This is a genomic window from Streptomyces harbinensis, assembly GCF_900116145.1.
Lineage (GTDB): Bacteria > Actinomycetota > Actinomycetes > Streptomycetales > Streptomycetaceae > Streptomyces > Streptomyces carpaticus.
Genome location: NZ_FPAB01000001.1, coordinates 823,623 through 848,186, shown reverse-complemented (window position 1 = coordinate 848,186; position 24,564 = coordinate 823,623). Strand labels below are relative to the sequence as shown.

At 73.9% G+C, this 24,564-nt stretch carries 19 protein-coding genes; all 19 read left to right on the top strand.

Annotated features, from left to right (window positions below; genetic code table 11):
* The first annotated feature begins 35 nt into the window (after positions 1-35).
* The 19 genes from BM385_RS03790 to mmuM all read left to right on the top strand — a co-directional run bounded on the left by BM385_RS03790 (position 36) and on the right by mmuM (position 24,492).
* Entirely contained in the window at positions 36-239 is a 204-nt protein-coding gene (locus BM385_RS03790) for a cold-shock protein (protein WP_093842166.1), read from the top strand.
* 330 nt (positions 240-569) lie between these two features.
* Complete coding sequence (locus BM385_RS03785; RefSeq protein ID WP_093842165.1) at positions 570-2,054, top strand: DEAD/DEAH box helicase; 1,485 nt, start codon at positions 570-572, stop codon at positions 2,052-2,054.
* Between the two features lie 690 nt (positions 2,055-2,744).
* Positions 2,745-3,083: a MerR family transcriptional regulator gene (locus BM385_RS03780; protein ID WP_093842164.1), complete on the top strand. Its 339-nt coding sequence runs from the start codon at positions 2,745-2,747 to the stop codon at positions 3,081-3,083.
* A gap of 145 nt (positions 3,084-3,228) precedes the next feature.
* On the top strand, positions 3,229-6,075 hold the full coding sequence (locus BM385_RS03775; RefSeq protein ID WP_093842163.1) for an AfsR/SARP family transcriptional regulator: 2,847 nt from the start codon (positions 3,229-3,231) through the stop codon (positions 6,073-6,075).
* Between the two features lie 166 nt (positions 6,076-6,241).
* A complete protein-coding gene (locus BM385_RS03770) occupies positions 6,242-6,577 on the top strand; it encodes a WXG100 family type VII secretion target (protein WP_093842162.1) in 336 nt (111 codons plus the stop codon).
* 57 nt (positions 6,578-6,634) lie between these two features.
* Complete coding sequence (locus tag BM385_RS03765) at positions 6,635-6,940, top strand: hypothetical protein (protein ID WP_139275141.1); 306 nt, start codon at positions 6,635-6,637, stop codon at positions 6,938-6,940.
* 47 nt (positions 6,941-6,987) lie between these two features.
* Entirely contained in the window at positions 6,988-7,386 is a 399-nt protein-coding gene (locus BM385_RS03760; RefSeq protein WP_019435167.1) for a hypothetical protein, read from the top strand.
* A 9-nt stretch (positions 7,387-7,395) separates the two neighbouring features.
* Positions 7,396-8,940 carry a hypothetical protein gene (locus tag BM385_RS03755; protein ID WP_093842160.1) on the top strand — a complete coding sequence of 515 codons (1,545 nt, stop codon included), beginning with the start codon at positions 7,396-7,398 and terminating at the stop codon, positions 8,938-8,940.
* Entirely contained in the window at positions 8,937-9,287 is a 351-nt protein-coding gene (locus BM385_RS03750) for a hypothetical protein (protein WP_019435168.1), read from the top strand. Before BM385_RS03755 ends, BM385_RS03750 begins: the two co-directional genes overlap by 4 nt.
* Before the next feature lie 56 nt (positions 9,288-9,343).
* On the top strand, positions 9,344-12,037 hold the full coding sequence (locus tag BM385_RS03745; RefSeq protein ID WP_093842159.1) for a TPR repeat domain-containing protein: 2,694 nt from the start codon (positions 9,344-9,346) through the stop codon (positions 12,035-12,037).
* A complete protein-coding gene (eccCa, locus tag BM385_RS03740; RefSeq protein ID WP_093842158.1) occupies positions 12,037-16,056 on the top strand; it encodes a type VII secretion protein EccCa in 4,020 nt (1,339 codons plus the stop codon). The genes BM385_RS03745 and eccCa overlap by 1 nt, the downstream gene beginning before the upstream one ends.
* Complete coding sequence (eccD, locus tag BM385_RS03735) at positions 16,053-17,498, top strand: type VII secretion integral membrane protein EccD (RefSeq protein ID WP_019435171.1); 1,446 nt, start codon at positions 16,053-16,055, stop codon at positions 17,496-17,498. Before eccCa ends, eccD begins: the two co-directional genes overlap by 4 nt.
* A gap of 11 nt (positions 17,499-17,509) precedes the next feature.
* Positions 17,510-18,979 carry a type VII secretion-associated serine protease mycosin gene (mycP, locus tag BM385_RS03730; protein ID WP_093842157.1) on the top strand — a complete coding sequence of 490 codons (1,470 nt, stop codon included), beginning with the start codon at positions 17,510-17,512 and terminating at the stop codon, positions 18,977-18,979.
* Between the two features lie 3 nt (positions 18,980-18,982).
* Positions 18,983-20,374: a type VII secretion protein EccB gene (gene eccB, locus BM385_RS03725; RefSeq protein WP_093842156.1), complete on the top strand. Its 1,392-nt coding sequence runs from the start codon at positions 18,983-18,985 to the stop codon at positions 20,372-20,374.
* Positions 20,371-21,519: a type VII secretion protein EccE gene (locus BM385_RS03720; RefSeq protein ID WP_093842155.1), complete on the top strand. Its 1,149-nt coding sequence runs from the start codon at positions 20,371-20,373 to the stop codon at positions 21,517-21,519. Before eccB ends, BM385_RS03720 begins: the two co-directional genes overlap by 4 nt.
* Before the next feature lie 26 nt (positions 21,520-21,545).
* Complete coding sequence (locus BM385_RS03715) at positions 21,546-22,253, top strand: hypothetical protein (RefSeq protein WP_019435175.1); 708 nt, start codon at positions 21,546-21,548, stop codon at positions 22,251-22,253.
* An 86-nt stretch (positions 22,254-22,339) separates the two neighbouring features.
* Positions 22,340-22,681, top strand: a complete 342-nt coding sequence (locus tag BM385_RS03710) for a nucleotide pyrophosphohydrolase (RefSeq protein WP_093842154.1) — start codon at positions 22,340-22,342, stop codon at positions 22,679-22,681.
* Between the two features lie 24 nt (positions 22,682-22,705).
* Positions 22,706-23,626, top strand: a complete 921-nt coding sequence (locus tag BM385_RS03705) for an LLM class F420-dependent oxidoreductase (protein ID WP_026047679.1) — start codon at positions 22,706-22,708, stop codon at positions 23,624-23,626.
* Complete coding sequence (gene mmuM, locus BM385_RS03700; protein WP_019435178.1) at positions 23,626-24,492, top strand: homocysteine S-methyltransferase; 867 nt, start codon at positions 23,626-23,628, stop codon at positions 24,490-24,492. The genes BM385_RS03705 and mmuM overlap by 1 nt, the downstream gene beginning before the upstream one ends.
* Positions 24,493-24,564: the final 72 nt, after the last annotated feature.

Below are 24,564 nucleotides of genomic sequence, written 5' to 3'. Positions count from 1 at the left end.
GCTGGCGTCGGGATACTGCCCCGAGGAGATATGACATGGCTACTGGCATCGTGAAGTGGTTCAACGCCGAAAAGGGTTTCGGTTTCATCGAGCAGGACGGTGGCGGCGCCGATGTGTTCGCCCACTACTCGAACATCGCCACCCAGGGCTTCCGTGAGCTGCTCGAAGGCCAGAAGGTGACCTTCGACATCGCGCAGGGCCAGAAGGGCCCGACCGCCGAGAACATCGTTCCGGCCTGACACAGAAGCGCACGCGGCAGCTGGGCCCGTCTCCTCCGGGATGCGGGCCCAGCTCCGCGCTTTTTGTGTATCGGCCCTCATCCGTCCGGTGACCGGGAGCACTCCGCTCCGGCCTTTCAGTATTCTGGCGCATTCTGAAAAGTCATGCTGCGAGTGGGACGTCCGATACCCGTCCCCGTGCGCCAGAAAAAAAATTCCGCATCCGTTGCCGCGTGCAGCCGTGCCGGCCCCGGAGCGGCCTTATTCTGCCACCGGTTCATACTTGTAATTCTCCAGGCTGCGAATCGCTGCGGAATTCCTTGGCATGTGCCGCATCGAGGAAGGTTCCGTATGAACCGCACCCGTTCGAACGATCACTCCGGCCGTCCCCGCAGGGCCGGACCGGGCACCGGCAAGGGCGGCAGCCGTGCCGGTTCTCCGGCGGCGCGCCGCTCCGGTGAGCCCGCCCGGCCGGCCGGTCACGGCCGTCGGGGTACGGCGCTCAAGGGTGAGTTCGCCCTTCCCGAGACGATCACCCCGGCGCTCCCCGCGGCCGAGGCATTCGCGGATCTCGGCATGCCAGGCCCTCTCCTGGCCGAACTGGGCCGGCAGGGGATGACGGCACCCTTCCCGATTCAGAGCGCGACGCTGCCGAACTCCCTGGCCGGCCGCGACGTCCTGGGGCGCGGGCGCACCGGCTCCGGCAAGACCCTCGCTTTCGGCCTCGCGCTGCTGGCCCGCACCGCGGGGCGGCGTGCCGAAGCCCGCCGGCCACGAGGGCTGGTGCTCGTGCCGACGCGTGAGCTGGCGCAGCAGGTGACGGCCGCGCTCACGCCGTACGCCCGGTCCGTCGGGCTGCGGCTCGCCACGGTGGTCGGCGGGCTGTCCATCGGCAAGCAGGCCGGTGCGCTGCGCGGCGGGGCGGAGGTCGTGGTCGCGACCCCGGGGCGCCTCAAGGACCTCATGGCCCGGGGCGACTGCCGGCTGGACCAGGTGGAGATCACGGTGCTGGACGAGGCCGACCAGATGGCCGACATGGGCTTCATGCCGCAGGTCACCGCGCTGCTCGACCAGGTGCGCCCCGAGGGGCAGCGGATGCTGTTCTCCGCCACCCTGGACCGCAACGTCGATCTGCTCGTGCGCCGCTATCTGACGGACCCCGTCGTGCACTCGGTCGACCCGTCGGCCGGCGCGGTCACGACCATGGAGCATCACGTCCTGCACCTCCAGGACACCGACAAGCGTGCTGCCACGGTCGAGATCGCCGCCCGGGACGGCCGCGTGATCATGTTCCTGGACACCAAGCACGGTGTGGACCGGCTGGTCCGGGACCTGCTCAGGAGCGGTGTCCGGGCGGCCGCGCTGCACGGCGGCAAGTCGCAGTCGCAGCGGACCCGGACGCTCGCCCAGTTCAAGACCGGGGAGGTCGGTGTGCTGGTGGCGACGAACGTCGCGGCGCGCGGCATCCACGTCGACCAACTCGACCTGGTGGTCAACGTCGATCCGCCGACCGACCACAAGGACTACCTCCACCGCGGTGGCCGGACCGCCCGCGCCGGCGAGTCCGGCAGCGTCGTCACCCTGGTCACCCCGAACCAGCGGCGGGCGATGGTCCGGCTCATGGCGGACGCGAGGATCCGGCCGCACACCACGCAGGTCCGCCCGGGTGGTGAGGCTCTGAGCCGGATCACCGGGGCCCAGGCCCCCTCCGGTATCCCGGTCGTGGTCGCGGCCCCGGCCGCGGCGGGACCCAGGTCCGGTTCGTCCTCCCGGGGCAGGCGCCGCTCTTCCGCGCCGGCCCGGCGCGCGGCCGCCCGCATGTCAGCGGCCGCTTAGGCACGGATAACGTCCCGCCGGATCCGAGGTTCCCGCAGCAACCGGCCGCAAGGCCACCCCGACCCCTGTCGCCCCTGGCGGCGGGGGTCGGCGCGTTTGCGGCCCGCGGTCGGCGGCTCACGACTATCTCACCTCCGGCCAAGCGAAAATCTATCCTCGCCGGAGTAGACATTCGGTTCTGGCGCGATTAAAGTTTTTCTTGTAGTGGAGATCCAAGAAGGCCCGGCAGGGATGAACTGCCGGGCAGCAGTACCCAGCAGTACAGGCAGTACGCAGGACGGTGCGGCGGTGGAGTTCCGGAGCCGGGTTGCTGGATGGCGACGGGGCTGACGGCCGCACCGGGTGGCCCGCAGTGATCAGGGGTCGCCGCGAGTGGTAGCGCTGCCGGCGCCCTCGGCGCCGGCAGCACGCAGTACCCGTTTGGTAAGTGATGGGTCCGGAAGGAAGAATGGAGGATCAGCGCCATCGGGATCGCCCGGGCGGCGGATGGAGCCCGGGTTCCGCAGGACATCGACAGGCAGGTGGTCTCCGGTCACGCGTCCCGATCCCGCGTTCCCCATCCGTGACCGGGTGGGCCGGCGGAAGACATGAGCCGGCGCACGACGAGACCGGCACATGGTGTAGCAGTTCCTTCAGGGCCCTGGTGCCGTACGGCACCAGGGCCCTGAAAGCGTTCCCCAGAGAGGCAAGATGACAGCGGACGACACCTTCGGCCGTCTCGACGACGACGATTACCCGGCCTACACCATGGGGCGGGCCGCCGCGATGCTCGGCACCACCCCCCAGTTCCTCCGCGCCCTCGGCGAGGCCAGGCTGATCACCCCGCTCCGTTCGGAGGGCGGCCACCGCCGCTACTCCCGGTACCAACTGCGCATCGCGGCCCGGGCCCGGGAACTCGTCGACCAGGGCACCCCCATCGAGGCCGCCTGCCGCATCGTCATCCTTGAGGACCAGCTCGAAGAAGCCCAGCGCATCAACGCCGAATACCGCCGCGCCGCAGGAGGGACCGACGCGCCGGAAGGGGACTGAGCTCGCGCGCCTGCCGTCAACGGGCCCGGGGACCGGGTGTGCTGACGGCCCGGCGCCGTCGTCGGTGAGGTGCGGGAGAATGGCGCGGGACAGCACCAGCTTCCGCCGCGCTGACCACGCGGCGGGGTGACCGGTTGGGGGATTCATGGACATCCGGCTGCTCGGACCGCTGGAGGTGCGGACCGATGGCGGGCGCGAGATCGGCGTGAGCGCTCCCATGCTGCGGGCCACGCTGGCCGCGCTCGCCCTGCACCCCGGACAGGTGGTGCCGGTGGACGAGCTGGCCGAGCAGCTGTGGGGCGCCCATGTGCCCCTCACAGCCCGCACCACCCTGCGCAATTACGTCATGCGGCTGCGCAAGCTCCTCCCCGGGGAGCCGCTGCGCACCGTCCCGGGCGGATACCAGCTTCAGGTCCGGGAGGAGGAGACCGATCAGGGCCGGCTGCGCGCCGCCCTGGGCCGGTCGCGCGAGCTGGCCGGGCACGAGCCGGCCGGCGCCGCGGCGCTGCTGGACGGGGCGGTACGGCTGTGGCGTGGCACGCCGCTGTCCGATCTGCCGGACTGTCCGCTGCGCACCGTGGAGCGGCCCCGGCTGACGGAGCTGTATCTGACCGCCGTGGAGGAGCGCTTCGAGCTGAAGCTCGGCCTCGGCGAGCACGGGCCGGTCGTGGACGAGATCGCCACGATGGCCCGCGCGCATCCGCTGCGGGAGCGGCTGGTGCGGCAGTTGATGCTGGCCCTGTACCGGACCGGGCGCACGGCCGAGGCCCTGTCGGTGTACCGCGAGGCCCGGCAGCGGCTGGTCGAGGAGCTGGGCATCGAGCCGGGCGGCGAACTGCGCGAGCTGGAGACGCTGATCCTGCGCGGGGACGTGCCGGCCGCGCGGCCGGCGTCCGTGGCCGAGCCCGTCCGGGCGGCTGACGCCGCGGCGGCGGCGCCGGCGCCCGCCCCCCTCCCGGCACGCGGACGGGCGGCGTTCCCGCCGGCCATCGCCACCTTCGTCGCGCGCGCCGTCGAACTGGGCCGGATCCGTGCCCGGCTGAGCGACGCGGTGGCGGCACCGGCGGTCTGTCTCATCGACGGCCCCGGCGGGGTCGGCAAGTCCGCGCTGGCGGTCCGCGCCGCCCGGGAGGTGGCCGACCGCTTCCCCGACGGGCTGCTCTACGTGGACCTGCGCGGCGCCGACCCGCGCAACGCGCCGCTGTCGCCGGCCGAGGCACGCCAGCGCCTGCTGGCCTCGCTGGGTGCCGCGGTCAAGGAGATCCCGGCCGACCCGGTCGCGGCGGCGGCGTACTACCAGGAGTGGTTCACCGGCCGCCGGATGCTGGTGCTGCTGGACAACGCGCTGGACTCGGCGCAGATCTCCGAGCTGCTGCCGGCCGAGCCGGGCTGCGCGGCGCTGGTCACCAGCCGCGCCGCGCTGACGGGGGTGCACGGCGGGCACCATCTGCATCTGTCCACGCTGTCCACGGCCGATGCCATCGCCTTCGTCCAGGCCATCGCCGAGGGGTCCGCCGAGCGCGGTACCCCCGCGCAGTGGGAGAAGCTGGTCGAGCTGTGCGGACATCTCCCGCTGGCGCTGCGCATCATCGCCACCCGGATGGCGGCCAGGCCGCGGTGGAGCGTCGCGGACTGGACGGCGGTGCTGCGCGACGAGCGGCTGCGGATGGACGAACTGTCCGTGGACGACCTCGACCTGCGGACCAGTCTGACGGTAAGTATCGAGCAGCTGGGGGACGTACCGGCGGCCCGGGTCTTCCCGCTGCTGGGCACGGCCGCGGTTCTCTCCTACAGCCCGGAGGCGGTGGCGGAGCTGGCCGGCTGCCCGGTGCCCCGGGCACGGGAGGCGCTGGAGCGGCTGGCCGACGCCCAGATCGCCACCTCGCCGCGGCCGGGGGTGTACGTACTGCACGATCTCGTGCGGTCGGCGGCGGTCTGGCAGGCGGACCGGCTGCCGCCACAACGGTCGCGGGAGGCACTGGCCGGGCTGGCCCGCTGGTGCGTGGGGTCGCTGCACCGCTCGAACGCCCCGCTGGCGCTGGCGCGGCACTTCGCCACCCGGTACGCGCAGGGGGCGGCGCGGTTCGCGAAGGGCCGCTCGTTCCGCTCCGTGGACGAGTCGCTGCCGTGGACGGACGAGGTTCTGGAGGACGTGCTGGCGCTGGCCGCCCAACTGGCGGAGCCGGAGTTCGACAGCGGTGAGGAACTGGCCGGGCGCCCGCTGTCGTGCTTCGCGCTGGAGAGCGTCCGGGCGCTGGAGACCTACCTCGGGCTGCGGCTGAGCTGGCGGGCGCAGCGGCGGCTGTGCGAACTGGCGCTGGCGGTGGGCGAGCGGCAGGGCGATGTGTTCGCCCAGGCCGTGGCGTACGGGCAACTGGGCAAGGCGGCCGGCCAGCAGGGCGAGGCCCCGCGCGGGATGGAGTTGCTGGAGCGGGCGACGAGGCTGTTCCGGGCGCTGGGGGACCGTGAGGAGGCGCTGGGCACCATGATGAACATGGTGCCGACCCTCGGTTCCTCGGGCCGGCTGGCGGAGGCGGTGGACGTGGGGCACCGTGCGCTGGCCGAGGCGGAGGAGCTGGGGAACACGGACTCCCGCGCCCAGATCGTCAACAATCTCGGCCGCTGCCACCTCTATCTGGGCGAGCACGACCAGGCGTACCGGCTGTTCACCTCCAACTACGAGGCCGTCACGGTGCCGTACGAGCGCACGATGGCGGCGGGACTGCTGGCCGAGTACCACCTGGAGACCCGGGAGTTCGAGGAAGCGGCGCGCTGGGCGAACCGGGCGCTGCGGCATTCGGCCGAGCAGCCCTTCGACCCGTTCGTGGCCGCCCAGCAACGCACCTGGCTGGCAGCCGCTTTGCGCGGGCTCGGACGCGAAGAGGCCGCGCGGGCCGAGGAATCGCGGGCGAAAGCCGTGCTCGACGACCTGAACAGCCGCGAGAACCTTCATCTGCGGGTACGGGTCGAGGAGCGGTACGCGATCGGCTGACCCGTCAAGGGGTGCGAATCCACCCCGATCGGCCCCTCCCACCGATCTGATACGCCGCTGCTACGCGCTCTCCCTACGGTGGAGCAGGGCGCGGTGCCACGATGCATCAGGGCGTTGCGCACTTCCAGTGCGTCGCACACGCGAACAGTGCGGAGAGGGAGATCTCATGAGCGACGAAGTCAAGCTTTCACCGGAAGAGGTCGAGCGGGTCGAGGCGATCATCGACCAGGCGTTCCGGGACATGCAGGACGTCGCGCGGGGCATCGGCGGGCAGGGCGAGGCGCTGACCGTCGGGTACCAGGGCGGCGGCACCGCACAGGGCGTCGAGACCTACGAGAACCTGGGGCGCAACGGCCAGGCCCTCGCCGAGGCGCTCGAAGGGCTGTCCCGGGACCTGGGCCTCACCTCCGCCCAGGGCCGCGAGACCGACGCCGAGGCCGCGTCGATCCTCTCCCGGGTGCACAGCGACCCGGCCATCGCGAACAACACCGTCTTCGGCTGAGCGCGTCGCCGGCCACGCACCTCAGCGCGATCCACTCGGACAGGAAGAGAGACCACCATGTTTGACGGAGTTGTGACGTTCCGGTCCGCGGACCTCGACACCATCCAGTCCTCGACCGCGGGACAGCAGCAGAAGTACCAGGAGATCTGGGAGGAGGTCCGCGCCCAGCTGCGCGGACTGATCGACCAGGGTCTCGTCGACGCCTCCCTCGGCGAGGTGATCGACGAGCGGGACCGCGAGTTCCGGCGGCAGTCCGACTCGTACGACCAGGGCGTCACCTCGCAGAACCAGGCCGTGCGCAATGTGCAGCAGGCCGGTATCGAGGGTGGCGCGCTGATGCGCCAGCGTGCCTCGGGTCGCTGAGCGCGGTCCGGGCGGGGAGCGGAAGCGGAAGGTGACGGGGAGACGACGTGTCTGACGGCGAGGAGATCCTCAACGCCCCGGCGGCGCGCCGGGCGGCCGAGACCACCGGAGGGGGCGGCGAGGGGGAGTCGGCCCGGGACGCGCTGGTCCGGATCGCCTCGGCCCAGGGGCTGTTCGGTTCCGTGCCGGAGGGGGCGGCGGCCGAGAGCGCGCTGGCGTCCGCCGCGGCCTGCGTCATGGACGCGTGGATCGCCAACGAGGTGACGGTCGAGGACATCAGCGCCAGCGCCTCGGGGGTGGCCGACATCGCCGACGAGACGGACGAGGCGGCGCACACCTTCCTCCTCACCGGCGAAGCGGCCGTGACATCCCTCGGCTACACCGAGCGGATGCTGGAGGGCGAGGATCCGACGACGGTGACCGTGCATCCATGGGAAGGAAACTGACGGTTTCTCATGTCGACCGACGGTGAATTCAGAGAACTGCTGGTCACGATCTTCAGCGCCGAGCACCTGCAGATCTACGGCGCGGCCGGGGCGTGGCTGGCGATGGCCTCGCTGTCCGCCTCCTCGGACGACTGGCTCAGCGGGGCGGCGGCGGAGACCGCCGCCGAGCCGGGCGTGGGCCTGATCGAGCTGGCCGAGCGGATGGAGAACAGCGCGGCCACCGCCCAGGAGATCGCGGTGCTCGCGGGGCGGGTCGCGGGGCAGCTCCAGTCCGCCGGCGACGCGTCGGCCCGGGCGACCGAAGAGGCGCTGGTGCTGCTCTTCGAGTACGAGGAGACCAACGGTGATCCGCCCGGCGCGGATGTGGGGATGGCCGCGAACGCCTTCTACGAACGGCAGCTGGAGGAGAAGCGCCGGCTGATCACCGAGGCCGCACGCGTGTTGAGCGACCTCGGGGCGGACTTCTCCAAGGTGACCGGGGGCGAGGTCACGGCGCCCGGAGGAGGCTCCGGGGGCGGCGCCGGCGGCGGGGGGATCTCCGCCGGCGCCGCGGGTGGGAACGGGGCGGCCGGCTCGGGGGGGCCGGTCGCCGCCGGTTCGGGCCAGGGCCCCGCGATGGTCGCGACGGCCAACGGCGGCCAGGTCGGTCCGGGCACCTATCCGGACGCCCGGGTGCTGGGCCCCGACCGGGGGGATTTCGCGGGCTGGGTGCAGAGCCCCGGCACCGGGTTCCTCGTCGATCCGGCGACCGGCAGGGAGTTCGACCCGGTGACGGGCCGCTGGATCGATCCGGTCACGGGCCGGCCGTTCGGCGAGGTCACCGAGTACGCCGCCCGGCTCTCCGGGCTGGGCTCCGGGCCGGGCGCGATCGTCACCGGCAGCGGGCTCGCGGCGGTCGGGGGCGGCGCTGCCGCCGCCGGGCTGGCGGGGCTCTATGGCGGCACCATGCCGCCCAGTGTCGGGCACACGGGGCCGGCGCGCGGCCCGATGATGCAGCAGGCGCTGCGCAATCTGAGTCACCGGGCCTCGGTGGCCAGCGGTTTCGCCGCCCGGGAAGCGGCGATGGGGGGCCGCCCGTACAGCCCGCCGCCCGGAGCGGCGGCGCAGCGGGGCGCGGCGGCGGCCACCCGGATGGGGAAACAGGCCGGTACCCCGGCCGCCGGGCGGATCGTCCCGCCGGCCGCGACGGTACGGCCGCACCCGGCGGTGGCCACGGCGGGCCGCGCCGCCGACCGGCTGGGCGCGGCCCGCCCCGCGCCCCCGGCGCCCGGCTCGGCGGGCCGGCCGGGACAGCGCGCCACCGCCGGCCGGGGCGCGGGCACCGCTCTGCGGGAGCCGGCCGCCACCTGGCGCGGTTCCCGCGCGGCGGACACCGCCGGCCGGCTGGCGCCGCAGGCGCCGCCCGGCGCGGGGGCCGCGAAGTCCTCGGGCAACCGCCCGGAGCGCAAGAGCGGCGAGGGCCGGCCCACCCGGCTGACCGAGGACCCCTCGGTGTGGTCCTCCCGGCGGGACGCCCTCGGCGGTGTCCTCGGAGAACAGGAGAAGCAGGCATGAACGGCGAGGACAGTCTGCAGTACCTCCCGGAGCAGTTCCGGGAGAGCGCGCGGCACCACCACGACGCGGCGGACTCCGCCGGGGCCGTCTCGCGCCGCATCGGCAACGTCGGCGCCACCGCCTCGCAGTTCGGCGGGGACGGGGCGGCGGGCTTCAGCACCGCGCTCACCGGCGCGGCGGCCGACCGCTCCCAGCTCGCCCAGCGGGCCGGCGACGGCCGGGACGCCATCGGGGAAGGCGCGCTGGGCGCCGCGGACATGGGCGACGAGACGGAGGCGCTCGCCGACTCCTACCTGATCACGGCCGCCAACACCGACTACAGCCGCGGCATCGCCGACAGCATCTGACCGACCGCAGCACCGAACACCAGGCACACCACCGCGCACCGGGGGCTTCTTCAGGCATGGGCGACATCAGCATCACCAAGGACGACGTGATCGAGGCCGCGGGATGCGATCCCTGGGAACTCCAGAGCGACTTCGCCTCGGACACCGACCTGGAGTCCATGATGGCCCTGTCGGGCGTGTTCAAGACCGGCGCCGGCGAGGCCGACGAGGCGGGCGGCGTCGCGGCGTACGCCTCCAGTGTCGAGGAGGAGGCCGGCACCGACGGCGGCGGCGCTCTCTACGCCGAAGCGGCCGAGCACCTGACCAGCACATATGAGGACTTGGGGGCGGAGAGCCTGGAGGCCGTCGCCCGCATCCTCGATCAGATCGCCGACGAGGCGGAGACCGTCCTGGAGACGAACGAGGAGGCCATCACCGGTGCCACGGGGCTGGACTGGCAGCGGGAGGAATCCGAGTCGGACGCCAACTCGGACTTCGGCGCGTTCCAGACGTGGCTCTCGTCGAAGTCGGGCGTCGACAAGGAAGAGGACATCAGTTACACGGTGTACGGAGAGACTTTCTCGGGCAGATACGAGAGCTTTCCCACGGGTAACGTCAAGTCCCACATCAGAACAGCGCACCTGGACGCCGTGGCCGATATCGCATCCGAGGTGCACACAGGAATCACCGAGCGGCTCGACGACTACTACGGATTGCTGCACCTCAAGGAGGGCGAGCTCGGGGAGTACGGGTACGACGTCCGGGACAGCCCGGTCGAATTCTGGTACACGGAGACCCGTGCCGAGCACGAGGCCCAGAAGCTTCTCGAAGTGATGGCGGGAGACCCGACGCCCGAGGAACTGGAACGGTACACCTCCGGTGTCAACTCCATCATGGAACAGGTCTACGACGAGAACGGCGAACGCGTCGGCACGCTGACGAAGGAGCAGCGTGCCTTCCTCTCGGCGTACTACGACGCGCTGGGGGTCGACGGCATCGCCGCCCTGGGCAGTGACGAACGCCAGGTCATGGCGGGGGCACAGGAGATCGTGGCCAACGGCATCATGACGATGTACAACATCGAGGCCGGTGGTTTCCCGTCGGCGATGAGCCCGGGTGCCCCGGAGTCCGTGCGCCACCTGGTCATGGAGCTGGAGGTCGGCACCGAGAACGCCCCCGGGTTCCAGTCGGTCATCGGCTACGACCCGGAGACCGGCGAGTTCGTCCTCTCCGGACTGGCGGAGTACCAGGGCTTCTCCAAGCTCCTGGAACACAGCAGTGTGGAAGCCGGGATGGAGTTCACCCAGCAGCTGGGGGAGTCGGCGCTGCGGGTGCAGCAGGGCATCAACACGGTGATCGACCTGAGCGGTCTGGAGGCGACGGATCCCAACGGCCAGATCCCCCTCGAACTCACCGATCTCGAGTTCATCACCGAGAGCCTTCGCGAGATCGACACCGGCGCCAACGGCATGCTGGAGGTGGTCTCGCGCAATGTCGACGGCAGCCAGCTGTTCCTCCTCAACGAGAACAACCTCGAAACGATGATGGGCATGGAGTGGCGCGGCCTGGACGACGGCGCCGTCAGCGTCCTGGAGAACGCCGCCGAACGGGCTCAGGACGACCCGATCCGCGCCGAACGCGCCGCCCGGATCGCCCAGAGCGCGCTGCTCACCATCGGTGAATCGCCCGAGACCTGGCGGTCGCTGATCCCCAAGGGCAGCGATATGAGCAACGCCCTCACCTCCGTGGCCGCCCAGTACATCGATGCCTTCGCCAACGACATGACCGCCCCCGGGGAGGGCCCCTATGACGCGGGCCTCGGCCCGGACGGGCTGTACCAGAGCGGCTTCCTGCTGCCGGGTCTCGGCGAGGGCGGGATGAATTTCCTCGACTTCGTCGGCATGGGTCTGCCGGGAGGGGAGGAGGACTGGGAGAGCTACATGCTCGACACCGACTTCGCCACCCTGCACATCGCGGCCCGGGAACACGCCTCCGACCGTTTCGCCGCCGCTCTGGAAGAAGGGGACGGCTTCGGGGCCGCCGAACAGTTCGCTGCGAACCTGTACGGCAACCTCGGACACGCCGAGGTGCGCGGCGCGCTCAACTTCACCGAGAACGAGTACCAGGCGCAGGTGCTCGCCCAGGAGCGGCAGAAGATGCTGACGAGCCTGGTGTTCGATACCGCTCTCAGCGGCAACCCCGTCGGATCTGCGATCAAGACGGTGGCCCAGGGCCCTGTGGAGTCCGCCTTGAACGCTGCGTGGTCCAACGTCCAGAAGCAGGTCCAGGGGAAGGTGGAGGAGGCCCTTGACCTCTCCGCACCCGATGCGGGGGCCGTTGCCCAGATACGCAACGACGCGATGACCGACGTGCTCGACACGGCGAGACTGGAGCTGAATCACATCGCTCTGGAAGCCTTGGTCGAGGCCGGCCAGGCGAACACAAGTTCCGAGCGGGCGCAGCAGCTCCTCGACGGCGACGGAAATCTCCGCCCCTACTCCGAGATCAGCGAGACGAGCGACCTGCGGGCGCTCGCCAACGACGTGTACAACAGCAGTGAGGTCACGGACCTGGGCGCCACCATTCAGCTCGACGACACCCGCATGGAGATCGGGAGCGGCAAGTTCCTCAACCACCTGAACTCGGTCGAAGCCAGCGCTTACAGCGACCCGGACAAGGAACTGGTCAACTCCATCGTCTACGGCAACACCAACGACACCTCGTACACCCCGGCCTACAGCCGGGCCGCCAACCAGGACTGGAACCGGTGATGGAGGACACGCGCACTCCCGGTCCGCTGGTCGTCATGCGCAGGCCGGCCCGGCAGGAGCGGCCCGGCGTTCCCCAGAACGAGCTGGTGCTCCAGGCGCCGCCCGAGTTGCCCAAGCCCGAGGACGCCAATGTCTGGATGACCGCGCTGCCCGCGCTCAGCGGGCTGGGTTCCGTGCTGTACATGCTCACCATGGGGCGCGGTGCCATCGGGTACGTCGTGGGCACGATGTTCCTGGTCTCCTGTCTCGCCATGGTCATCGGCTCCGTCGTGCGGCAGCGCGGTGCCGGGAAGAGCCAGGCCCGCAACGAGCGGCGTGAGTACCTGCGGTATCTGGAGCGCACCCGCGCCGACGTGCGCCGTACGGCGCGCGCTCAGCGTGAGGCGCTGGAGTGGGACGCGCCGGCCCCGGCCGCGCTGTGGGGGGTCGCCGCGGGCCGCCGGCTGTGGGAACGCCGCAGCGCCGACGCCGACTTCGGCGTGGTGCGGGTCGGCACCGGCCCCCGCTATCTGGCGACCCCGCTGGTGCCGGGGGAGTCCGCGCCGGTCGAGGATCTGGACCCGCTCTCCTCCGTGGCGCTCAAGCGCTTTGTCGACACCCACTCGGTGGTGCCCGACCTGCCGGTGCAGCTGGCCCTGCGCCGGTTCGCCGCCGTGTCCCTCACCGACACCGACGACGGCCACCGCGCCCGCGCCCTGCTGCGCGCGGTGATCGCCCAGGCCGTGACGTTCCACTCGCCGAAGGACCTGCGGGTCCTGGTGTGCACCCGCGACATCGAGGGGGAGGAGTGGGGCTGGGCCAAGTGGCTCCCGCACACCCACCACCCCGAGGAGTACGACCACGTGGGCCCCGTCCGGATGATCCATCCCAGCCTGGCCGTGCTGGAGGACTGGCTCGGGGCCGAACTGACCCGCAGGACCCGCTTCCAGCGCGCGGCCGAACCCGATCCGGACGTGCCGCACCTGCTGGTGGTCCTCGACGGCGGCCTCGTCACCGGCGGTGAAGCCCTGCTGGACCCGCACGGCATGCAGGGCGTCACGGTCCTCGACCTGGACGGCCGGGCCCTGGCCCTGGCCGACGCGCACGGCGTACGGCTGGACATCGACGGCGACGAACTGGCGGTGCTCGCGGGGGAGACCCGGGACGTGCTGGGCGTCACGGACGGGCTGTCCCTTCCCGAGACCGAGGCGCTCGCCCGCTCGATCGCGCCCTACCGGATGGACACCGCCCCCCAGGTCGCCGACAGCCAGGACCTGGACACCGCCGTCAACACCCTGCCCGCCCTGCTGAACATCCCCGACCCCGGGCGGCTGGACCTGGACACCCTGTGGCGTCCGCGCCCGATGCGCGACCGGCTCCAGGTGCCCATCGGCGTCTCGGCCGACGGCGGGCTGCTCAGCCTGGACATCAAGGAGTCGGCGCAGAACGGCATGGGCCCGCACGGGCTGCTCGTCGGCGCCACCGGCTCCGGCAAGTCGGAGCTGCTGCGCACCGTCGTTCTCGGCATGGCCGCCACCCACTCCTCCGAACAGCTCAACCTCGTCCTGGTCGACTTCAAGGGCGGCGCCACCTTCGCCGGTATGGCCGAACTGCCGCACGTCGCCGCCGTCATCACCAACCTGGAGGACGACCTCAGCCTCGTCGACCGCATGAAGGAGGCGCTCTCCGGCGAGATGAACCGCCGCCAGGAGGTGCTGCGGGACGCGGGCAACCTCGTCTCCGTGCGCGACTACGAGCGCGCCCGGCAGCGCGGCGCCGATCTGCCGCCGCTGCCCAGCCTGTTCGTGGTGGTCGACGAGTTCTCCGAACTGCTGGCGCAGAAGCCCGACTTCGCCGAGCTGTTCGTCCAGATCGGGCGGCTCGGCCGCTCCCTGGGCCTGCATCTGCTGCTGGCCTCCCAGCGGCTGGAGGAGGGGAGGCTGCGCGGTCTGGAGGCCCATCTGTCCTACCGCGTCGGGCTGCGCACCTTCTCCGAGTCCGAGAGCCGCACCGCCATCGGCGTGCCCGACGCCAACCACCTGCCCAGCGCCCCCGGCCACGGCTATCTCAAGACCGACACCACCACCCTCAAGCGCTTCCGCGCCGCCTACGTCTCCGGCCCCTACCGCAGCGAGGAGCAGGGCGGCGGCCCCGCTCTCGGCGGCACCACCGGCGTACGGGTGTTCCCCGCCGGCTACGTACCGGTCCCCGCCGACGAGCGGCCGGCCGAACCGGAACCGGAGCGGGAGGCCGACGAGTTCGCGGAGAGCGAGGAACTGGGCAGCACCGTGCTCGGCGTCATGGTCGAGCAGATGACCGGCCAGGGCCCGCGCGCCCACCAGGTGTGGATGCCGCCGCTGGACCAACCGGAACCGCTGGACGCCCTGCACGGCGATCTCGCGGTACGGCCCGGGCGCGGCTTCGGCAGCTCGCCCCGGCGCCCCGAACTCACCGCGCTCATCGGCATCGTGGACCGGCCCTTCCACCAGCGCCGCGACCCCCTGGAGCTGAACCTGGCCGGGGCGGGCGGCCACGTCGCGATCGTCGGCGGCCCGCACAGCGGCAAGTCCACCGCCGTCCGCAACCTCATCGCCTCGCTCGCCCTGCGCCACACGCCCGCCGAAGCGCAGTTCTACTGCCTCGACTTCAGCGGCACCCTGTTCCCGTTCGGCAAGCTGCCGCACACCGGCGGCGTGGCCTCCCGGCTGGACTCGGAGACCGTGAACCGCACCGTCGCCGAGGTGCTGGAGGTCATGGAGAGCCGCGAGAGCCGGTTCCGCGACCTGGGCATGGAGTCCATGGCCGACTACCGGCGGGCCCGCGCCGAGGGCACCGTCACCGACGATCCGTTCGGCGACGTCTTCCTGGTCGTCGACGGATGGCAGGTGCTGCGGCAGAGCTACCCCGAACTGGAAGCCGCGCTGATGGCCTCCGCCGCCCGGATGCTCACCTACGGCATCCACCTCGTCATCACCGGCAACCGCTGGCTGGACATGCGCATGGGCCTGCGCGACCTGATCGGCACCAAGGTCGAGCTGAAGCTCGGCGACGCCCTGGACTCCGAGGTCGACCGCAAGGCGCAGCGCGGCATCCCCGCCGGCCGCCCCGGGCGCGGCATCACCGCCGACAAGCTGCACTTCCTCACCGCCGTACCGCGCGTCGACGGCGTCCACTCCGACGACGGCATATCCGACGGCGTCGCCGACCTCATCCGCCGGATCGACAGCGCGTGGGAGGGCGCACGCGCCCGCCGCGTCCGGCTGCTCCCCACCTCCTTCACCCTGGCCGAGGCACCCGCCCCCGACCGCCCCGGAGTCACCGTGGCGCTGGAGGGCAACCGCCTGGAGCCGGTGGTCTTCACCCCCGGCGAGGACCCCGGACTGATCGCGGTGGGCGACACCGAGTCGGGCAAGACCTCGCTGCTGCGCGCCATCGCCCGGCAGATCGTGGACACCCGTACCCCCGACGAGGCCCGGCTGATCATCCTGGACCACCGGATGTCGCTGCTGCGGGAGTTCGACGGCCCGCACCTGCTCGGCTACTCCACCACCCACGAACGCTCCATGGAGGTCATGGGCGGCGTCGCCGAAGGGCTCAAGAAGCGGATCCCCAACGCCGACGTCACCCCCGAGCAGCTGCGCGACCGCTCCTGGTGGAAGGGCGCCGAGATCTACGTCCTCGTCGACGACTACGACCTGGTCGCCACCTCCCGGGGCAACCCGCTGCGCTCCCTGGCCGACTACCTGCCCCAGGCCCGGCAGATGGGGCTCCACCTGTACATCACCCGGCAGGCGGGCGGCGCCTCCCGCGCCGTCGGCGACCCGGTCCTCGGCCGCATGAAGGAACTCAACTTCCCCGCCGTGCTGATGAGCGTCCCCAAGGACGAGATGCCCATCTGGGGCGTGCGGCCCGCCCAGCGCAAGAAGGGCCGCGGCCTGCTGCTGCACCGCCGGCTCGGCAACACCCCCGTCCAGCTGATCCACACCCCCTCACCCCTCGCCCCGGCCACCGACGACACCACCCCCGGGAAGCAGCCATGAGCGCCCCCACCACCCCGCGCCCGGCGACCGCGCCGCCCCCGCAGGCACCGGCACCCGCCGCCCGTACCACCGAGTTCGTCCGCATCGGCCTGGCAGGACCGGCCGGCCGCGCCGACCTGGCGGTCCCCGCCGCCGTCCCGCTCGCCCGGCTGCTGCCCACCCTGCTGCGGCACGCCGGCGGGGAGCCGGAAGCCGACGGCGGGGTGCGGCACGGCGGCTGGATCCTGCGCCGGGACGACGGCAGCGCCCTGGACGCCGCCGACTCGCTCACCGCGCAGGGCGTCCGCGAGGGCGATCTGCTGTTCCTCGGGCACGGCCACGACGACACCACCCCGCCGCTGTACGACGACGTGGTGGAGGTCATCGGCGACCACGGGGTACGCGGCCCGTGGCCGCCGGCCGCCACCCGCCGCACCGCCGCGGGGCTGGCCGTCGTCGCCGCCGTCGCCGGGTGCGGCGCGCTGGTCGTCGCCCCCGGCCGGCTGCCGGGCTGGCTCGGGCTGGCCACGGCGCTGTTCGCGCTGGCCGTCGGCGTGCTGATGTCCCGGGCGTTCGCCGACCGGGAGGCCGGCACCTTCGCCGGCGCGCTGGCCGCCCCGCTCGCCGTGCTCGGCGCCGTCCGGCTGCTGGGCACCGAGCCGGGCCTCGGCGGCCTGGGCGCCGGCCATGTGCTGCTGGCCTGCGCCACGCTCGCGGTCATCGGCGCGGTGGGGCCGCTGCTGGTCGGCGGCGGCGAAAGCACCTTCACCGCCCTGGTCACCGCGGGCCCGCTGGGCGCCGTCGCCCCGCTCGCCGCCGTCCTGTGGGACGCGGAGCCCGCCCGGGGAGCCGCCGTCGCCGCGCCACTGGCCCTGGCGCTGACCACCGTGTGGCCGACCCTGGCCCTGCGGTTCGCCCGCATCCCCGCCCCGTACGTGGCCGCCTCGGCCGAGGACCTGGAAGCGCTGCCCAGCCAGCTGGAGCACGCCCGGCTGCGCGCCCGGATCGAACAGGCCCGCCGGCTGCTGCTCGGCATGCTGCTCGGCAGCCATCTGGTGGCCGGGGCCGGCGCGCTGGTGCTGTTCGCCTCCGGCGGGGTGTACCCGACCGTCCTCGGCGCGGTGCTGGTCGTGCTGATGATGCTGCGGTCCCGGCTGTTCAAGGAGACCCGCCAGGCGGCCGTCTCCCTGGTCACCGCCCTGCTGACCCTCCTGGGCGGCGCCGCCGCCCTCGTCCTCGGCCAGGCCGGCAGCACCCTGGCCCTGCTGGGCATCGCCCTGCCGGTGGCCCTGGTCACCGCGCTGGCGGCGGGCGGCGTCGCGGTGGCCGCGGGACGGATCCGGGTCAACCCCCGGCTGTTGCGCGGCCTGGACCTGCTGGAGACGGTCGTCCTGGTGTCCGTGGTGCCCCTGGTGCTGGCGGTCTGGCAGGTCTACACCACCCTGCTCAACCTCAAAGTGTGAGGGAGACCGGGATGACCAGCACCCACCGGATACCCGGCGGCCCCGCGGCGGCGGCCCGGCGGCGGGCGGGTACGCTCCTCGCCCTCACCGCCGCCCTCGTCCTCGCGCCCCTGACCCCGCTCTCCCCGCCCGGCACCGCCGGCCGCGCCCTGGCCGCCGAACCGTGCCGGCAGGAGGTCACCGGCGTGGACCTGCCGGACGGCGGCCCCCACCCGCTGATCGACCTGCTCGGCCTGCGCCAGACCTGGGACCTGGCCACCGGCGAGGGCGTGACCGTGGCCGTCGTCGACTCCGGCGTGGACGCCCGGCACCCGGACCTCGCGGACGCCGTCGTCACCGGCAGCGAGTACGTCATGGTCCCGGCCGCGCACGGCTTCGAGCGCTCCGCCCCCGCACCGGAACAGGACTGCGAGGGCCACGGCACCGCCGTCGCCGGCCTCATCGCCGCCGAACGCACCGAGGGGGATCGGATGGCCGGCGTCGCCCCCGACGCCGCCGTCTACCCGGTCCGGATCGCCGACGGTGTGGACCGGGCCAGTTTCGAGACCCTGGCCGCCGCCATCGACGACGCCGTGGACTCCGGCGCCGCCGTCCTCAATCTCTCCTTCGCCATCCCCGGCGACCGCGCACCGGTGCGCGAAGCCGTCGAACGGGCGGTGGACGCCGGGGTGCTGGTGATCGCCGCGGCCGGCAACGAGGGCAACCGCGACCCGTCCCAGTCCATGTACCCCGCCGCCTACGACGGGGTGCTGGCGGTCGCCGCCGTCGACGGCGCCGGCGCGCCCATGCAGTCCTCGAACGCCGCCGAGTGGGTCGACCTGGCCGCCTACGGCGAGAACCTCACCGTGGTGGCGCCCGGCGGCTCCGGCTACCGGGCCGAGTCGGGGACCAGCTTCGCCGCCGCCCAGGTCTCCGGCGCCGCCGCCCTGGTCCTCTCCCGCTTCCCGGAGCTGAGCGCCGAGGAGGTCGCCCGGCGGCTGATCGCCTCCGCCTCGCCGGTCGGCGGCGGGCGCAACGACCTGACGGGCGCGGGCATCGTCGACCCGTTCGGCGCCGTGACCGGGCTGGGCCTGGAACGCGCCGGGGGCGCCGCGGGCGACGACGAGGACCGGGCGCCCGCCGCCATCCCGGTCCAGGCGGTGCCCCGGCCCGAGCCCGGGCTCTCCGACACCGCCGTCACCGCGCTGGCGGTCAGCGGCGGACTGCTGCTGGCCGTCGTGCTCGGCCTGCCGGCCGTCCCGGCCGTCCGCCGCGCCGCCCGCCGGGGCTGGCACCCGGGCCCGCTCGGCCCGGGCCCCGGCGGCCCGCCGGCCGACCACCCCCCGCCCGGCCCCCCGGCGGCGACCCGCCTCGACTGGCTGGACGGCACCGACCTCCCGCCGGCCGCCGCCCCCCGCCCCGCCGGCGCCCCGCCCGGTCGCGCCGCACCGCGCGGCAGATCCGCCACCACCGCCCCGTCCTCCACCCGGAACCGGACCTGACACATGGCCACCACACGCGAACAGGCCGAGGCGTACGCCTACGACAACCGCCGCCGCACCACCAGCCTCTTCCGGGGCACCGACGAGGCCAGAACCGACCCCAGACGCCGCCTCAACCGCGCCCTGGGCAGCGGGGTGGCGGTCGGCGTCCTCATCATGGCGGGCTTCGGCATCGCCGGCATGCTCGGCGCGGGGCGCGGCCCCGGCCTGCCCGCGACCGGGGCCGTCGTCGCCGGCGGCAGCGGCGACCGGTACGTGGTCAGCGACGGCACCGTCCACCCGGCGCTCAACCTCGCCTCCGCGCTGCTGGCGGGCGGCGGCGAGGTCACCACCGTGCGCCAGTCCGTCCTGGACGCCGCCCCCCGCGGGCTCCCGGTCGGCATCCCCGGCGCGCCCGACGCGCTGCCCTCGGCCGACGCGCTCGTCGACGACCTGTGGACGCTGTGCGCCGTCCCCGCCGAGAACGGCGGCGACCCGGCCAGAACGGCCCTGTACGTCTCCGTCCCCGAGGCCGCCGCCACCGGCGAGGACCCGGCGACGGTGCTCGCCGAGGACGAGGACGGCGCCCTGTGGCTGCTCACCGAAGGCCGCCGCTACGCACTGGAGCAGGGCATCCGCGATCTGCTGAGCCTCACCCGGGACCCCGTCCCGCTCCCGCTGCGGATCATCGCGACGCTGCCCGAGGGCCCCGGGATCACCATCCCCGAGCCCGGCAGCGGCACCGGCGACACGCCCGGCGTGGAGCTGCCCTTCCCGGCCGCCGTCGGCGACCTCGCGCACACCGACCCCGGCGGCGGCAGCCCGCAGTACTTCCTGGTCCGGCCGGACGGCCTGGTCTCGCTGCCGGAGCTGGTGCACACCCTGCTCGGGGCGCACGCCACCACCGACCACACCGTCTCGGCCACCGAGGCCGCCCGCGCCCCGCGCTCGGCGGAGTCCGCCCCCGGCGACCGCTCGTGGCCCGAGGCACGCCCGGTGGCCACCGACCCCGGCCGCAACCAGCCGGTGTGCGTCAGCACCCCGCCGGGCGGCCAGCCCGGGGACGCGCCGTGGCGGGCCACCGTCCATCTGCCCGCCACCCTGCCCGAGCCCGGCGGGCTCACCCCGGTGCGGTCCGGGGACGGGCGGCTCGGCGCGCTGGACGAGATCTGGGTGCCGGCCGGCTCCGGCGCGGTGGTGCGCGCCACCACCTCCGCCGGGGCGGGCGGCACATACACCCTGGTGACCGACGGCGGCCTGGCCTACCCGTTCGCCTCGCCCGAGGCGGTGGAACGGCTGCGGTACGCGCCGGGCGCCGCGCCCACCGTGCCGGCCAGCTTCGTCGGACTGCTGCCGGCCGGGCCCGTGCTCGATCCGCTGGCCGCCGTGGTGGAACAGAAGGGGAACCAGGAATGAGCAGGGGATTCGGGCGGGCCCGCTGGGTGGCCCTGGAAGCCGGTCTCGGCGCGGCGGCGGCCGGGGTCGCGGTCGGCGGGGCCGCCGGCGGCGCGCTGATCGGCGGCGGCGCCGTCACCCTGGCCGGGGCGCTGCTGCGGCGCCGCGGCCGGTGGGCCGATCAGCTGGTCACCGCCCGGCTGCGGCAGGACACCCGACAGCCGGCCCCGGCCGGCGACCCGGACCCCGAGCACCCCGGCGGGGCGCCGTACGGGGGCGGGCCGCCGGACCTGGCCCGTACGCTGCTCCCCGCCCTGGACATCACCGCGGTCACCGACCGCAACGGCCCACCGGTCGGGGTGCTCGCGGACGGCCGCGGGCACGCCGCCGTGCTGGCCTTCCCCGGCGGGACGGTGCCCTCGCTGCCGGTGGACCTCATCGCGTACGCGCTCACCGAGGACCCGGCGCGCCCGGCCGCCGCCCAGGTGCTGGTGGAGCAGTTCGGGGTGCCGCCGTGGGACTTCCACTACCGCTACCAGCCCACCGTCGCCTACCGGCAACTGCCCTCCGAGGGACGCCCGGTGGCCGTCCGGGCCCATCTGGTGCTGCGCTACGAGCCGCTGGACGCGCCGGAGGCGGCGGCGCGGCGCGGCGGCGGCGCGGTGGGCGGGCGGGCCGCGGTGGTGGCCGCGCTCGCCCGGCTGCGCGCCCGGCTGGCAGCCCAGGGCATGCCGTCGAGGCCGCTGGGGCCGGAGGAGACGGCGGCGCTGCTGCGGCAGACGGGCGACGCCACCGGCGAGGGCCGGGCCCTGCCGGGCAGTTGGGCGGGCAAGGCGGCCACGCACTGCACCATGACCGTGCCGGTCGCCGCCGCGGCCGACTGGGCCCGGCTGATCACCGCGCTGGGCGGCTGCACGGCCGACCGGGTGGTGACGGCGGCCACCCTCACCCACGACGACGGCATCCGGGTACGCACGGCGGTCCGGCTGGTGTCCACCGTCGCCCAGCACGCCGCCGCCGAACGCGACCGCCTGATCCGTACCGGGACCGTCGGCCCGCCGGCGGCCGACCAGCGGGCCGGTCTGCTGGCGACCCTTCCGCTGGCCCACCCCGCCCGCTCGGTGTGGGAGGCGGCGGGCCTGGTGCCGTCCGGGGCCGCGCGGTGAGCGGGACGATGCGAAAGGAGCGCGCGGTGCGCGGACACGGGACGGGTACGGCGGTCATCCCCGCCGAACGGTGGCGGGACGAGGAGCGCGGCGGGGTGCACGCGCTGCCGGTGGCGGCCGGCATCCATCTGGGCACGGACCGGGCCGGGCGGCCGGTGTCGGTGCCTGCCCTCGGCGGCACCGGGACCCGGATCGGCGTGCTGGGCGAGTCGCTGTTCGGCCGGCTGTTCGCGCTGCGGCTGCTGGCGGCCGGGGCGCGGGTCACCGCGAGCACCCGGGTGCCGGACCAGTGGTCGGGGGTGCGGCTCGCCGCCGGTGACCGGCTGGAGTTCGCGGAGGGCGAGGGCATCGGCGACTGGCCGGACCGCACCCCGGCCCCGCCCACCGTGGAGTCCGGCCCGCAGGCGCTGATCAGCGACCGCCGCCGCCCGCCGCCCGCGGCGAGCGCCGCCGGCCCCTGGCGCACGGTGCTGCACGTGACCCGGGCGGTGCCGCGGCACTCCCGGTTCTGGGGCGGCGCGGACGCCGTCCTGACGCTGGACGCGCAGTTCGCCCCGATGGCCGCGCGGGTGCTGGGCGAGGACGCCGGCCGGCTCGCCGCCGCTCTCGCCCCCGGCGAGATCGCCCTGTTCCGGCCCGCCGCCGGCACCGCCGAGGTGCTGCGCCCCGATGTCTCGCCGGGGGAGACCGCGCTGCTCACCCCGGGGACACCGCAGGCACGGCGCGGCGGCTGACCGGACCGTACCCGCCCCGTACCCCCGCGCCCGCCGGTGCCGGTACGGGGCCGGTGCCCGGCGCCGGCGCGGACGGTGATAGACCCATGGACGTGACCGACTCCGTACCCCCCGACCAGATCGCCGCCCTCCAGCACCGGCTGGCGGAATTCGCCGCCGCCCGGGACTGGGAGCAGTTCCACACGCCCAAGAACCTGGCCGCCGCGCTCACCGTGGAGGCGGGGGAGCTGCTGGAGATCTTCCAGTGGCTCACCCCCGAGCTGTCCCTGACCGTCATGGAGGACGCGGAGAGCGCCGAACGGGTCGAGGACGAGATCGCCGACGTCCTCGCCTATCTGCTCCAGCTGTGCACCGTGCTCGGCGTGGATCCGCTGGCCGCGCTCGCCGCCAAGATCGACCGCAACGAGGAGCGCTTTCCCGTCCGGTGATCTCCAGGGGTCACAATGGAGCGCATGGATCTGCGTATCTTCACCGAACCGCAGCAGGGCGCCAGCTACGAGACCCTGCTGTCCGTCGCCAAAGCCACCGAGGAATTCGGCTTCGACGCCTTCTTCCGGTCCGACCACTATCTGAAGATGGGCAGTGTGGACGGCCTGCCGGGCCCCACCGACGCGTGGATCACGCTGGCCGGTCTCGCCCGCGAGACCAGCCGCATCCGGCTCGGCACCCTGATGACCGCCGCCACCTTCCGGCTGCCCGGGGTGCTGGCCATCCAGGTCGCCCAGGTGGACGCCATGTCCGGCGGCCGGGTCGAACTGGGGCTCGGCGCGGGGTGGTTCGAGGAGGAGCACACGGCGTACGGGATCCCGTTCCCGAAGGAGAAGTTCCCCCGGCTGGAGGAGCAGCTGGCCATCGTGACCGGGCTGTGGGAGACCCAGCCGGGCGACACCTTCTCCTACGACGGCGCCTACTACCAGCTGGCCGACTCGCCCGCACTGCCCAAGCCCGCCCAGCCGAAGGTGCCGGTTCTGCTCGGCGGGCTCGGCCCCAAGCGGACCCCGGCGCTGGCGGCCCGGTACGCGGACGAGTTCAACATCCCCTTCGCCTCGGTCGCCGACTCGGCCGCCCAGTTCGACCGGGTGCGGGCCGCCGCCACCGAGATCGGCCGGGACCCGTCCGAGCTGATCTACTCCAACGCGCTGGTCGCCTGCGTCGGCCGGGACGACGCCGAGGTGGCCCGGCGGGCGGCGGCGATCGGCCGCCAGGTGGACGAACTGCGCGAGAACGGGCTGGCCGGGTCGCCCGCCGAGGTGGTCGACAAGATCGGCCGCTACGCCGAACTCGGCGCAACCCGGATCTACTTCCAGATCCTGGACCTGTCCGACCTGGACCATCTGGAGCTGATCGCCTCCCAGGTGCAGAGCCAGTTGTAATGCCGCGCACCGCCCCCCTGGTCCTCGACGGCGGTCTCTCCGACCAGCTGCGGGCCCAGGGGTGCGCGCTGTCCGGCGACCTGTGGACGGCGCGGCTGCTGGCGGACGATCCGGGGCAGCTGCTCGCCGCGCACCGCGCCTATGTCCGGGCGGGGGCGCGGGTGCTGATCACGGCCAGTTATCAGGCGTCGTTCGAGGGCTTCGCCCGCCGGGGCATCGGCCGGGACGCCGCCGCGGCGCTGCTGCGCGACAGCGTGGCGCTGGCCCGGGAGGCCGCCGGCCCCGGGGTGCTGGTGGCGGCATCGGTGGGCCCGTACGGGGCGGTGCTGGGGGACGGCAGCGAGTACCGGGGCCGGTACGGGCTGACCGAGGCCGAGCTGACGGCGTTCCACCGCCCGCGGATCGCGGAGCTGGCCGCCGCCGGGCCCGATCTGCTGGCGCTGGAGACGGTGCCGGATGTGACCGAGGCCCGGGCCATGCTGGCGGCGGCGCGCGGCTGCGGCGTCCCGGTGTGGCTGTCGTACACCGTGGCGGAGGGCCGCACCCGGGCCGGTCAGCCGCTCACCGAGGCGTTCGCCCTGGCGGCGGCGGATCCGCAGGTGGTGGCGGCCGGTGTGAACTGCTGCGCGCCGGGCGAGGTGACCGGCGCGGTACGGCTGGCGGTGCGGCTCACCGGGAAACCGGCGGTCGCCTATCCCAACAGCGGCGAGCGGTGGGACGGGGAGCGCGGCGCATGGCGCGGCCCCGACCTCTTCGATCCGGCGCTCGCCGAGGAGTGGCGGGCGGCGGGGGCGGAGCTGATCGGCGGCTGCTGCCGGGTGGGGCCGGGGCGGATCGCGGAGCTGGCCGCTGTGCTGCGGGCGTGAATTCCGGCCGTGTTGCGGGGGCGTGCGAACGGGGTCCAGTGGCGCGCCGGCGGAGGAAACCGCAGGTGAGCG